Annotated in this window: 16 protein-coding genes; 9 read left to right on the top strand and 7 right to left on the bottom strand. The window is 35.6% G+C overall.

Annotated features, from left to right (window positions below):
• Nucleotides 1–138: 138 nt before the first annotated feature.
• Nucleotides 139–333, bottom strand: coding sequence for a hypothetical protein (locus tag LW139_RS10125; RefSeq protein WP_247851147.1), 195 nt, complete (start codon nt 331–333; stop codon nt 139–141).
• A gap of 125 nt (nt 334–458) precedes the next feature.
• Here LW139_RS10125 and LW139_RS10120 point away from each other — a divergent pair, with 125 nt between their 5' ends.
• From LW139_RS10120 to LW139_RS10110, 3 genes are all read left to right on the top strand, one after another.
• Nucleotides 459–1580 (top strand): cupin domain-containing protein, encoded by a 1122-nt coding sequence (locus tag LW139_RS10120; protein WP_247851146.1) that lies wholly within the window; start codon nt 459–461, stop codon nt 1578–1580.
• 349 nt (nt 1581–1929) lie between these two features.
• Nucleotides 1930–3093, top strand: a complete 1164-nt coding sequence (dhaT, locus tag LW139_RS10115) for a 1,3-propanediol dehydrogenase (protein ID WP_088495650.1) — start codon at nt 1930–1932, stop codon at nt 3091–3093.
• 176 nt (nt 3094–3269) lie between these two features.
• Nucleotides 3270–3692, top strand: coding sequence for a hypothetical protein (locus LW139_RS10110; RefSeq protein WP_227336836.1), 423 nt, complete (start codon nt 3270–3272; stop codon nt 3690–3692).
• A gap of 98 nt (nt 3693–3790) precedes the next feature.
• On the opposite strand, the gene LW139_RS10105 is transcribed toward LW139_RS10110, so the two are convergent.
• Both LW139_RS10105 and LW139_RS10100 read right to left on the bottom strand, forming a co-directional pair.
• Nucleotides 3791–4045 carry a hypothetical protein gene (locus LW139_RS10105; RefSeq protein WP_166541095.1) on the bottom strand — a complete coding sequence of 85 codons (255 nt, stop codon included), beginning with the start codon at nt 4043–4045 and terminating at the stop codon, nt 3791–3793.
• 97 nt (nt 4046–4142) lie between these two features.
• Nucleotides 4143–4445 carry a hypothetical protein gene (locus tag LW139_RS10100; protein ID WP_247851145.1) on the bottom strand — a complete coding sequence of 101 codons (303 nt, stop codon included), beginning with the start codon at nt 4443–4445 and terminating at the stop codon, nt 4143–4145.
• Nucleotides 4446–4506: 61 nt separating this feature from the next.
• Here LW139_RS10100 and LW139_RS10095 point away from each other — a divergent pair, with 61 nt between their 5' ends.
• Together LW139_RS10095 and LW139_RS10090 are read left to right on the top strand one after the other, a co-directional pair.
• On the top strand, nt 4507–5010 hold the full coding sequence (locus LW139_RS10095; protein ID WP_227336834.1) for an AAA family ATPase: 504 nt from the start codon (nt 4507–4509) through the stop codon (nt 5008–5010).
• A 151-nt stretch (nt 5011–5161) separates the two neighbouring features.
• Nucleotides 5162–5455 (top strand): hypothetical protein, encoded by a 294-nt coding sequence (locus LW139_RS10090; RefSeq protein ID WP_166541285.1) that lies wholly within the window; start codon nt 5162–5164, stop codon nt 5453–5455.
• Nucleotides 5456–5560: 105 nt separating this feature from the next.
• Here the strand turns inward: LW139_RS10090 and tehA are convergent, their stop codons facing one another.
• Nucleotides 5561–6547, bottom strand: coding sequence for a dicarboxylate transporter/tellurite-resistance protein TehA (gene tehA, locus LW139_RS10085; RefSeq protein ID WP_247851144.1), 987 nt, complete (start codon nt 6545–6547; stop codon nt 5561–5563).
• Between the two features lie 229 nt (nt 6548–6776).
• On the opposite strand from tehA, the gene osmB reads away from it, so the two are divergent.
• The 4 genes from osmB to LW139_RS10065 all read left to right on the top strand — a co-directional run bounded on the left by osmB (nt 6777) and on the right by LW139_RS10065 (nt 9028).
• On the top strand, nt 6777–6998 hold the full coding sequence (gene osmB / locus LW139_RS10080; protein WP_166541286.1) for an osmotically-inducible lipoprotein OsmB: 222 nt from the start codon (nt 6777–6779) through the stop codon (nt 6996–6998).
• Nucleotides 6999–7531: 533 nt separating this feature from the next.
• Complete coding sequence (gene ydfG, locus LW139_RS10075) at nt 7532–8281, top strand: bifunctional NADP-dependent 3-hydroxy acid dehydrogenase/3-hydroxypropionate dehydrogenase YdfG (RefSeq protein WP_109408296.1); 750 nt, start codon at nt 7532–7534, stop codon at nt 8279–8281.
• A gap of 100 nt (nt 8282–8381) precedes the next feature.
• The gene (locus LW139_RS10070) at nt 8382–8738 is read left to right on the top strand and encodes a DUF1283 family protein (protein ID WP_109408297.1); all 357 of its coding nucleotides are present in this window, start codon (nt 8382–8384) and stop codon (nt 8736–8738) included.
• Nucleotides 8739–8791: 53 nt separating this feature from the next.
• On the top strand, nt 8792–9028 hold the full coding sequence (locus LW139_RS10065) for a DUF1161 domain-containing protein (protein WP_072068032.1): 237 nt from the start codon (nt 8792–8794) through the stop codon (nt 9026–9028).
• A 290-nt stretch (nt 9029–9318) separates the two neighbouring features.
• On the opposite strand, the gene bioD is transcribed toward LW139_RS10065, so the two are convergent.
• The 3 genes from bioD to LW139_RS10050 all read right to left on the bottom strand — a co-directional run bounded on the left by bioD (nt 9319) and on the right by LW139_RS10050 (nt 12442).
• Nucleotides 9319–9990: a dethiobiotin synthase gene (gene bioD / locus LW139_RS10060; protein ID WP_072068031.1), complete on the bottom strand. Its 672-nt coding sequence runs from the start codon at nt 9988–9990 to the stop codon at nt 9319–9321.
• 196 nt (nt 9991–10186) lie between these two features.
• Nucleotides 10187–11398, bottom strand: a complete 1212-nt coding sequence (gene mlc, locus LW139_RS10055) for a sugar metabolism global transcriptional regulator Mlc (RefSeq protein WP_166541288.1) — start codon at nt 11396–11398, stop codon at nt 10187–10189.
• A gap of 129 nt (nt 11399–11527) precedes the next feature.
• Complete coding sequence (locus tag LW139_RS10050) at nt 11528–12442, bottom strand: LysR family transcriptional regulator (RefSeq protein ID WP_166541289.1); 915 nt, start codon at nt 12440–12442, stop codon at nt 11528–11530.
• Nucleotides 12443–12501: the final 59 nt, after the last annotated feature.

The following is a 12501-nucleotide window of genomic DNA, read 5'->3' as shown; positions in this document are numbered from 1 at the left end:
AGGATCCATCTCATGATGGTTATTGGTTATTATATTCAATTTAACATAATATACATTATGCGAATCTTGGTATCTAAATACAGATAGGCTCTTAAATCTCTGTTTTGGTCTGGTTGATTATGTTGGTTCATTCTTAACTTAAGGCTTATTCGCCAATGCTTTTTCTAAGTCTTGAATATAGGTTTTCTGTCTTTTCTTCAGATACCACTTCACTAAGGGTTTTAATAAAATCTTTTTGGATATCACGACTTCAGTAAAATCCATTTCAGCAATTCCATTATCAGAAGTAAAAACACCAATCCAATGATGACCTTTGATGTTTTCATTTTCCATATCAAACTCCCATCGCTGATCTTATTCTGATAAGTGTTATTGACTGGCATTTGATGCCAAACAAAAATATAACCACACATTACTTCTATAATTACCAGCTTATTCCTTTACACAGATGTGGTCACATGGTTAACAAACTGAATCTTAACTGGCCTGAATTTTTAGAAAAATACTGGCAAAAAAAACCTGTTGTATTGAAAAATGCATTTCCTAATTTTGTCGATCCTATTACTCCAGATGAATTAGCTGGTTTGGCAATGGAGCCAGAAGTTGACAGTCGTCTTGTCAGCCTCACAGACAACAAATGGCAGGCAAGCCATGGTCCATTTGAAGATTACAGCGAATTAGGCGAAAAAGGATGGTCACTACTGGTACAGGCTGTCAACCATTGGCATATGCCGTCAGCTGAGTTGGTGAAACCATTCCGTGTGTTGCCAGAATGGCGTCTTGATGATCTAATGATCTCCTATTCAGTACCCGGAGGTGGTGTCGGACCACATATTGATAACTATGATGTTTTTATCATTCAAGGAATGGGTCGTCGTCGCTGGCGTGTAGGTGATGCCCTACCAATGCGCCAGTTCTGCCCTCATCCTGCATTACTGCATGTTGATCCATTTGAGCCCATTATTGATGTAGAAATGGCACCGGGAGATATTCTGTATATTCCACCTGGATTCCCTCACGATGGCTTCACTTTCGAAGATACCATGAACTATTCTGTCGGCTTTCGTGGACCAAATGGCCGTGATTTGCTGAGCAGTTTTGCAGATTACGCACTGGAACAAGATCTAGGTGGAATAAATTATAGCGATCCTAATCTGACAGTACGCGACAATGCAGGAAGAATGGAAGCTCACGAAGTTGAACGCCTACGCGCCATGATGATTGAAATGATCAATAAACCTGGTGATTTTGAACAATGGTTAGGTCGTTTTGCTACCACTCCACGCCATGAACTGGACATTGCCCCTGCAGAACCACCATATCAGCCAGAAGAAGTATTAAGCGCGCTGAATGATGGTGAAAAATTGATCCGACTAAGCGGACTGCGCGTCCTACATATCGAAGATAATTTCTTTGTGAATACAGAAGCTTGGGCTACCAAAGAAACAAAAGGCGCAGATGCGCTGTGTCAGTTTACGGAAGTTGGAGCAGATGAACTCGGTGAAGCATTGATGGTTCCAGCCTTCGTTGCAGAATTAACCGAATTTATCAATCAAGGATATTGGTACTTCGACGAATAAACAACGCTTACCACATATAACATAATAAAACACCTGCTTGCGGGTGTTTTATCGTCTACGCATTCCTTTTACCTTATACCTCAAGCTATTTGGTTTTAGCTTAAAGTTCCTAATATTGCTTCTTATATTCCTTTTTTTGCCAAGATATTTAGAAACTCTAGCAGAGATTAGATGGATCACCTTTCCTCAAAGAAAGCATATCCTGTTGACTTATATCAAACCAACCAAAGTTAAACGAATCGATTCATCTCATTGATGAGCTACCTCTCTTGACTTAACAATCAATGAGGTGAGAATGCACTAATACTTTAATTTATCTGAATAATAATCTGATATTGGAAGGTTTATCATGAGCTATCGTATGTTTGATTACTTGGTACCGAATGTTAACTTTTTTGGTCCTGGTGCTATCTCTGTTGTTGGCGAACGTTGCAAACTATTGGGGGGTAAAAAAGCCCTGCTGGTAACGGATAAAGGCCTAAGAGCAATAAAAGATGGCGCCGTAGATAAAACTATTGGTTATCTAAAAGAAGCGGGTATTGATGTTGTCGTATTTGATGGCACAGAGCCTAACCCAAAAGACACTAATGTGCTTGAAGGTCTTGCAATGTTCCGTAAAGAACAATGTGACATGATAATTACAGTAGGTGGCGGTAGTCCACATGACTGTGGTAAAGGTATCGGTATTGCAGCTACTCATGAAGGTGATCTTTACAATTATGCAGGTATTGAAACACTAACAAATCCACTGCCACCTATTATTGCCGTAAATACTACTGCTGGTACAGCAAGTGAAGTCACCCGCCACTGTGTTCTGACCAACACAAAAACTAAAGTCAAATTCGTTATTGTGAGCTGGCGTAATCTCCCTTCCGTTTCTATTAACGATCCTCTGTTAATGATTGGTAAACCAGCAGGACTGACTGCCGCAACCGGTATGGATGCGTTAACTCACGCAGTTGAAGCTTATATTTCTAAAGATGCAAACCCCGTCACTGACGCTTCAGCTATTCAAGCAATCCGTTTAATTTCTCGTAACTTGCGTCAAGCCGTAGCCTTGGGGACAAACCTAAAAGCTCGTGAAAATATGGCTTATGCTTCACTTTTAGCAGGAATGGCATTTAATAACGCTAACCTTGGTTACGTTCATGCAATGGCTCACCAATTAGGTGGTTTATATGATATGCCTCATGGCGTAGCTAATGCGGTGCTATTACCACATGTACTGCGTTATAACCTGATTGCTAATCCAGAAAAATTTGCTGATATTGCTGAATTTATGGGTGAAAATATCACAGGGTTATCAGTGATGGATGCAGCAGAGCGCGCTATTGCAGCTATCGCTCGCCTATCTGCGGATATTGGTATTCCGCAACATTTAGGTGAATTAGGTGTGAAAGAGTCTGATTTTCCATATATGGCAGAAATGGCACTTAAAGACGGTAATGCATTCTCTAATCCTCGTAAAGGTAATGAAAAAGAGATCATTGAGATTTTCCGTCAAGCATTCTAATTTTTCTGAAAAATACCCGTCAGCTATGTTTTCTGTTGGCGGGTTTTTTAATGATATTTTATCTGTTTCTACTAGCCTGTATATTTAACTCATTAATATATAAAAATATATGTATATTATGTTTATAATAAGAGATAAATTAACGACTGTTTTATTTTCTTTTACAGGGAAATTCAATGAGTAGAAGTGGTAAAAATTATACCAAAGAAAAAATAACACGTCATAACATATTGATAAAAAGAAAAAATCACCCTATTCGTCTTTTTGTTAAAAGTTGGGATTTTTTAGGAAAACTACTCCTTAGCCTTTTTATTTTTATCCCTTTGATTTATGCATTAAGTGATCATGGAGATAAATTTATTTTAATGATTGTTTATGCTTGCCTTTGTACTCCGTTATTTCCATTTGCTAAAAGATGCAGTGATAATATACTGCTCCACTATTTTTCAAAATATACCTTTAATGAATATATTAATAACTCAGGTGCTAGAGGTGGGATAATATTTTACATTATCCTAATTATTCCATTTATTATTCCATTGGCAATAGGCTATTTTATTTATCAGATCAAAAAATATAATTCAAAACATCACATCTAATTATAGAAACTCATGCATTTACTAAAATTATGTTTTGATAAAAACAGATGATATGAGGTAAACAATAAAAAAAGAAATACTACAGATATTTTCAGTTTTCAGGGATATATTTTCCAATCTAAGGAACAAAAACCTTCGACAAAATCGAGTAAGTCTAAAATAGTGTCTTCATCCTCAATAACTCGTAATTGATTTAAACAATCTCGCATTATATCTTGAGTCATTCCATTGTATTTATAGGATAAAAGTAATTCCCTTAATACTAGTAAATCTCGATTTAAAGCAATGCCCTTTTGTATGTCATCAACGAGAGCTTGCTGTTGCTGGTAGTATTGCTGTTTTATTTTATCCATATCTAACCTAAACCTGTCTTTTTACCCTTTTATTTTTTAAATCATTAATAATCAACAATAAATTAGCTTTATTCTGACTCTACTGGCTTTATAAATTTCAAAATGCTTTCCATTGATCTTGGTATTCTAATGGCACTAACTCTTTGTTATAAATTTTATCGTGATAAATCACGCGTCCATCATGTCTACATTGAGGCACCGTCACAACACCAGCCTCAAAAGTGGCATGGCGCCAATCTTCTTTAATTAAATCGCGTCGCCATAAGCGATAATATCGATTTGCTTGTGACTCTAATTCACTTTCTTTTAAAATAACTGTTAGTGGTGCAAATAGTTGTTGTGAAAGGTGATATTTTTCCATCAACCAACGTTTATTTCTTTTGACTAGTTTTCTTTTCATCGTTATTAGCCCTATTTCCCCTTATACTCTTCTTATCTTAAAGCAACTTATTGAAAAAGAAATGAAGATTTGCATTATGGGCCCTTCTGGCGCAGGGAAAACAACGCTATCTAAAGAACTCGCTATCGCATTATCTTTACCTGTATATCCGTTTGATGCCATTTATTGGGATATGACTGGAGATGAATTCCATAAAAATAGTGAGAATTTTATAACATCTCAAGTAAATGCTATTAGAGAAACAGATAAATGGGTCGTTGAAGGTGCTTACGACAAACGTTTATTACCCTTTCTTAATGACTGCACTGTTATTTTTAGAATAGACATTCCTTATTGGAAACGTGTTAATTACTTAATAAAGCGTTTATTTATTAATAGAATTAAGCGCCAATTACCTAAAGAAACATTAGTGAATACGTGGGAACTTCTTTGCTTTTCAAAGCAATATGATAAACGTTTAGATGCTTTCTTTAATAACCACCCTGAATTATCTTCAAAAGTGATTGTTATTAATGATATTTCTTTATGCGTAGAAATATTTAATAAGAAATTTAAAAATAAATAGATAATTAATAATGTCACATTTTTTAAATATTAATGAGTTATTTACCTATATGTGTATTTATCTATTTCAATTTATCGCTATAATTTAAAATCTTATCTTTATAAAAATATCATTACTCATTGTGTGCTTTATTTGACAAGGAAAATAAATAATGAAAAGTAATATGATGTCTTTTACTTCTGCATTATGTTGGTTAAGTTTTTGGTTTGGCTCTGTTCTTGTAGGTGCTTCATGGTTATATGCAAGATTACAAGAAAAAGTATTTTTAACTGGATTAGATAAAGGGTTTTTAGAATTAACATCACCAGATCCCACAGTGGCATTGATGTTATCGATTGGTATTATGATGGTTGCGTTAGGTTTGATTTATGTTCCTTTATATTACTCTGCCATGTTTATCGGTAATACTGTCGCTATTTTAAGCAGGAAGCCTATTAGAATTTAATACATGATAATATTAGATTTCTAACTTATTTTTTTGATTATTCCCTGTATTAAACAAAAAGAGCCTAATTTTTTACTTAGGCTCTTCTCCTTTTTTATGTGATATTCATACCACTTTAGAAGGGCTATATAATTGTTTCAATCCTTTAAAAACCCATAATAATGAATGAAAAATAAGTAATAAAATAATGGCATTAGCAAAAACAAATAAAGCCATTGATAATAACTGCATAAAATGACTATTAGATGTCATGCTCATATTTAATGAGGCTTTTGCTAATGCTGAAACACCAAAAGAAAAACTCCAAAATGGTAATGAAAACGGTTGTTTCACAAACCAAGGAATTAATCTCATCATAAATAAGAGTTGTAATAACCCATAACCTAATAACATTTTTGCGAAGAAATCGATATGGTTGTCGTTGATAGCCAAATAAGCACTACAGGCAACCAAAGCGGGTGCTAATTGAATACCAAATGATAGCCGTGATTTTTCATCCATTAATCCTTCACTACGTATTCTTTTTAAAATAGCAGGTTCTAAACTTAACCACGAAAATACGCCAGCCCCAAAAAATAAAATACCCAAATCATTAAAACCAAATGCACCACATGCCATGGCACAGATAAAGTTATTAGCGACAGTTGGTAAATATAACACTGGTGTGGTCGCCATTTTAGGATATTCACCCTTCCATTGATAACCAATCAACCAACTGGAATACCCAAGCTGGGCAATAGCTCCGATGCTAAACAGTATCAAAGAAAATAAAGGTAAATATGGGCTTAGTCCTATCGAGACTAAGACTGTCGTTGCGGGAAATAAACTAGTAAATCCACTGGCAACCGGATGTTTAATTTCATTAAGAATTGCTTGTCGATGAAATAGCCATTTACTAAGCAAAAACAGCGTAAGCATTAACCAAACCAAGCAACCCACACCAATAAATATTTCACCAATATAAGCTGGATAATTATGCTCTTTAGCTGCATAGCGCCATGCCATTCCCGTACCAATCATCCCTAATACAACACCAAAATAGCCTGATGCAAACTGTGAAGAGAGTGCTTTTAATTTATTTATCAATATCATATTGTTACGTTAACTCATGTAAATGACATAATACATTGATGCTTTATTCTGAACATCAAATAATAATAGAGATAATAAAATTTATTTTTATAAAATGCATTTAAAATATGTGTTATCAATAACAACTCATTTTAAGACTATTCCCTTTTTGTGTTCCCGAATATTCTGATGCTTGTATGAATACGATAACGATATCTTTATATTGTCCTTTATTTTGGAGTTTATAAAAATGAATATCATGCTAAAAAAGATTGGAACACTGTGTGTCGCTTCTGTTCTACTTTTTTCTCTTGCTGGCTGTTCCAGCATGACAAAACGCGACCGTAATACAGCAATTGGAGCCGGTGCAGGTGCTATTGGTGGCGCTATTTTAACTGACGGTAGTGCATTGGGTACTATTGGCGGTGGTGTTTTAGGTGGCGTTATTGGCCATCAAGTTGGTAAAAAATAACCTTTCTATCCTTATTCTCTGCTAGACTGGGTCTTCATTATTTCGGCTCAGTCTAGCAACGAGTCACAATCAGATAATCTGCATTTATTTTGGTGTGATATGAATAAATCGTTTCTCTTTCAATTAAAAAAAACTGCCGTCGTTTTATATAAGTCGTTTAGTGATTTGATTCATATCGTAGTGACCCTTATTTTGTGTTACTTCTGTTTTCTTTTATCACCCACCTTGGTAATTGCCGTAATTGGCAGTATCATTATTATTATCGCCCTATTTTTACTTAGTTTATTTGTTTTGCCGTGATGCAAGGCATTCTCTTTGTCTCCCTTATTTTTTAATCAAAAATTGACTAAATAAACACCTCTTGTTCTGTCAGTTAAAAACAAAAATACAAGTTACTATTAAAGATAAAAATCTTTCACATCATAAAAGAACCTTGTTTTTAGGCTGATTTATCACAATCCTTACTTTTAAACTTGACTCTTTTTAGTGATAGCCTTTTACTTTCAATTATTATAACTATCGAGGGTAATTAAATGATTATTTTTATCACGGGTGCTTCTGCTGGCTTTGGTGAAGCCATTGCTCGTCATTTTATCAGCCATGGACACAAAGTTATTGGTACTGCTCGCCGTTTAGATAAGCTTAACAACTTACATAAAGAATTAGGTGAGCAATTTTATCCATTACAGTTAGATGTTACAGATAAAAAAGCCGTTAGTGAGGTTTACACTCAATTACCTGAAAAATGGCGCGAAATCGATGTGTTAGTGAATAACGCTGGTTTAGCGTTAGGCTTAAACACCGCAGATAAAGCCAGTCTCGATGATTGGGATACGATGATCGAGACGAATAATAAAGGTCTTGTTCATGTTACTCGTGCCATTCTTCCTTTGATGGTGGAAAGAAACAAAGGCCATATCATTAATATTAGCTCAACCGCTGCATCCTGGCCTTATATGGGAGGTAATGTTTATGGGGCAACTAAAGCTTTTGTTAAACAATTTAGCTTAGGGTTACGAGCTGATCTACAAGGTAAAAAGGTACGTGTTACCGATATTGAACCTGGCCTTGTTGGTGGTACCGAGTTCTCATTAGTTCGTTTTAAAGGTGATAGCGACAAAGTTGAACAAACGTATGCAAATGCAAATGCGTTAACCCCAGAAGATGTTGCAGAAGCCGTGTATTGGACAGCAACATTACCTGCCCATGTTAATATTAATACCTTAGAAATGATGCCCGTTAGTCAATCATTTGCCGGGTTAAGTGTTCATCGTCAAAACTAAACGCACTGAAAACTCATTTTTTATTAAGGCATCAGCTATAATTATTAAGATATAATAGTCATTGACAGTAATAGCGACATAACTTTAGAGGATAGCAACTATGATCAATACACTAACTAAGAAACCAACGGTAAGAACCGTATTGTTCTCCTTATTTCTTGGTTTATCTGTGTCTTCTTTTTCTTCTATTGCCGCCTCTACCAATGTAACCATTAATGGTAATGGCTATGACAATGTCTTAGATAAAGAACAAGCTCGACAACTGAAAGAAGACTGGGATCAAAAGCGTGAGCTTCGGACTCAAGTCAATCAGCGAGAAAAAATTGAATTTAATAAAGTAGATAAAGCCATTGATGAGCGAGATGCTTGTCTGAAAAGTGCAAATGTCTACGCTTATTGGGAGCCTGAAACCCGCCGTTGTTTAGACAGTAATACTGGGCGCCCTGTTAATCCATAAGAAAATCGTGTAAAACAGTGATGTTTTGCGTTGTAAAACAAGGAGAATGTAATATGAAAAAATATATCTTTGCAGTAATGGCAACCCTCGTAGCATTTGCCCCTTTAGCAGCAAATGCAGGTTGTGATGAAGTCGTTGAATCTATTCAACAAAAAATCGTTAATAACGGTGTGCCCGCAGCTAACTTTACTTTAACTGTCGTTGAAAACGACCAAGTTGCACAAACAGAAGGTAAAGTGGTAGGCACTTGCGAGAATGACACTAAGAAGATCATCTATACTCGCCATTAATGTACTGCTGATAAAAACTTGTAATTAAAAAAGGGCGCAATTATTAGCGCCCTTTTCTTTATCATTCAATATGAATGAGTATCTTACTGATTTAAAATCATTTTATTTATTTTTTTCCATATTTACTTTAATTCTGTCGTTTTTTTTCATCATTATTCCAGTTTTAAGCAAAGTTCAGAAAAAACAAAAACACCCAATGAATTTACTCATCAGGCGTTTAAAAGTAACAAGTTTGGCTCCGTTAAAAAACAGGCAACTCAATCCACTTCGTTACTTATTTATATTCTCTCTTAAGCAGGTACAGCGATTTCCAACTGACTTAAATCAAGGTAACAAGAGAGATCACGTTCTTCAGGACGTAATAAATACGGGATTTCACCAATCAGCGGCGCAGGAATATGCTGAGACAGCCTTTCCACAATTTTCGCATAATAAGGTAATCCTGGATTTATTCTGTTAGCAACCCAACCGACTAATTTCAAACCATCGTTGATAATAGATTGTGCTGTTAATATTGAGTGATTAACACAGCCTGGTTGAATACCAACAACCAAAACAACTGGAATTTGTTCTTTTACCACCCAATCAGAATAAAAGGTATTATCATCGAGTAGATAACGCCAACCGCCATTACCTTCGATAACAACACACTCTGCTTTTTTACTTAAATTATCGAGCTCATTTGAAATTTTATTAAAATCAATTTCATTTTCGCTAACATAACAATTATCAAGCAAAATAGGATTAATTTCGTCGTAGCGAACTTCAACTGGCGATGAATTATGAATAATCATTGCATCACGATTACGCTCACCATCAGCCGTTTCATGTAATTCTGTTGCAATAGGCTTATAACCCACTGCCGTTGACCCGCCACGATTTAATGACTGAAGAAGTGCTCGGGTTACAACAGTTTTACCCACGTTGGTATCTGTCCCCGTAACAAAAAAGCGTGTTAACATATAATTTACTTCCGTTATGACAGATAAATCAGGTTCATAAAAAATGACAGAGATTAGAGTTTAGGGTAACACTGTTTCTGGTGGCTTGAGGTAGCTCAATTTTTTAGTTAATTGGTCGAAAATAGAGAATTCGTTAATGATCAATTGAGGTATTTACGCTTGCAAAACACTTCTGTTACGATTTTTTGCACTTCATTTAGCCTTGCATCAACTCAATTAACAAAGAACCGTTGTACAGAGCCTCTTTAACCAATGAGGCTGCTGGTAAAGTACCTTTATTTCTTAATTCTGTTTCTTCAATAATTAATGATTGGGCGTAACGAGGCATGGCCTGATTTTGAACATGACTTAAAATCAATGGAAAAAGAATAGATTTAGCTCGACAAAGTGGCGAACCAATTAATATTTTTTGTGGATTAAAGATATTAATCATCACAGAAAGAATAAAACCTAATCGCTGTGCAACTAAATGCACGACTTCAAGGGCTTGTTTATCTCCAACTAATATTGCATCACACAATGTTTCTATGGTAATAGGATATTTGTTTAGCAACGAGGTGGGATCTTCTTGTGCCAATAATTGAGCTTTTTTAATTAATTGAGGAATAGCAATTTCGGTTTCTAAACATCCTTTCGCCCCACAATAACAGCTATTTTCAGAGTCGATGACTTTAGTATGCCCAATTTCAACCGCACTGTGACTATGAGAATGTAATGTCCTCCCATTACTAATCACTCCGGCACCAACAATGTCATCAATGACAATTTGCAAAATATCTGTATTGTTTTTTGCCGCACCATATAAAGATTCAGCCATTGTCCAGGCCGTGACACTATGCTGTAAGAAAACAGAAACGCCTGTTTTTTCATGAATTTTATCAGCAAGAGGAACATCTTTAATATCATAATAAGGAGAACTATGAATAACCCCACTAATGGGATCAATAATCGCATTCATAGTAATACTGATGGCCGTCAGCCTTTCAACATGTGATTGATAGCGTTCGAAAAATTCATCAATAGCAAGTAAAAAATGAGTAAGAAAGTTATCACTGTTCTCTTTAGGAAAATCAAACGTGTCTTCAGTAACAAGTTTACTGTCTAGTTCTCTTAAACTAAAAAGTAAATTACCTTTATTGACTCGGATACAGAGAAATTGCCACCCTTGGCTTTCTAATTTTAATCCGACCGCAGGTCGGCCACGAAATCCCACATCCGGAAACTCTGTTTCATGAATAAGATGAGCTTCAACTAATTCCCGCGTAATTTTGGTAATACTCGCTGGAGCCAGTTCTGCTTTTTTTGACAGTGAAATACGGGAAATGGGGCCATGTTCATCAATCAAACGAAAGACTGTGCCAAGGTTAAACTGTTTCACGTGATCGATGTGGCTAGGTTGGTTCCCCATTGAATGTCATCCTTAATTAAGAAGCCATAATTAATTCGAGGCTCCAAATAATTCATTACCGATTATGTCGTCAATTTGTGATAATTGTACAATACTTACATAAAAAGCGTGATCAAAAACACAGATAAATCAATATTTTTGGTGATCTAAGATATTTTTTAACAACAATTGCGTTAATCGATTTGCTGCCGCGGGTATTGTGCGTTTTTTATGAGAAACTAACCAAACTTCAGAAAATGCTTGTGAATTAGCGAAGTGTAAATAATGCACACCATCGACTTTCATTCGAGTAAAAGATTTAGTCACAATTGAGATGCCTAGTCCTGCAGCAACTAACCCTAAAATCGTCATAGCTTCACCGGCTTCTTGTGCAATAGTTGGCGTAATTCCTGACAAACTTAGTAATTGAATAATTTCATCATAAAGGGCTGTACCAACATCTCTTTCAAAGAAAACAAAAGGATACTGCCCAATATCTTGAATATTAACGCCTGTTTCTTTGTAAGCAAGTAATGGATGCCCTTCATAAACAGCCAAAATAAAAGGCTCTCGAAACAATAGCTGGTGGTGTAAATTTTCGGGTAACGTGGTGTTTCGCATGATACCCAGATCAATACGCCCTGTAAGCAATGGTGATATTTGTTGCTTTGTATTCATTTGATGCATATGAATACCAACTTCAGGATAATTTTCTCTAAATTGCCTTAAACTCAACGTTACTAAATGCATAAAAGGTGTCGTTGATGTAAAACCTATAGATATTTCACCTAACTCACCTTTTTCCATTCTAGCTGCACGTGTTGCAGCTGCGTTGACCTGCGCCATAATTTGGTAAGACTCTTTTAAAAACATTTGCCCTGCTGGTGTTAGTGCAACAGAACGATTAGTTCGTTCTAAAAGCCTGGCCCCTATTTCACTTTCAAGTGCTTGTATTTGTTGGCTCAGCGGTGGTTGAGAAATATTTAATCTTTCTGCTGCTTTGCCAAAATGAAGCTCTTCCGCTACAGCAATAAAATAACGTAAATGCCTCAATTCAATATTCATATTTCTCTCACTTTAGCATTGATACTTTAAAAGTCTTATTTCTAATGATTAATATATTA

Origin of the sequence: Proteus vulgaris, from assembly GCF_023100685.1 — a bacterium.
Taxonomy (GTDB): Bacteria; Pseudomonadota; Gammaproteobacteria; order Enterobacterales; family Enterobacteriaceae; genus Proteus.
The sequence above is the reverse complement of the archived record's forward strand: the minus strand, read 5'-3'. Positions and strand labels throughout refer to the sequence as shown.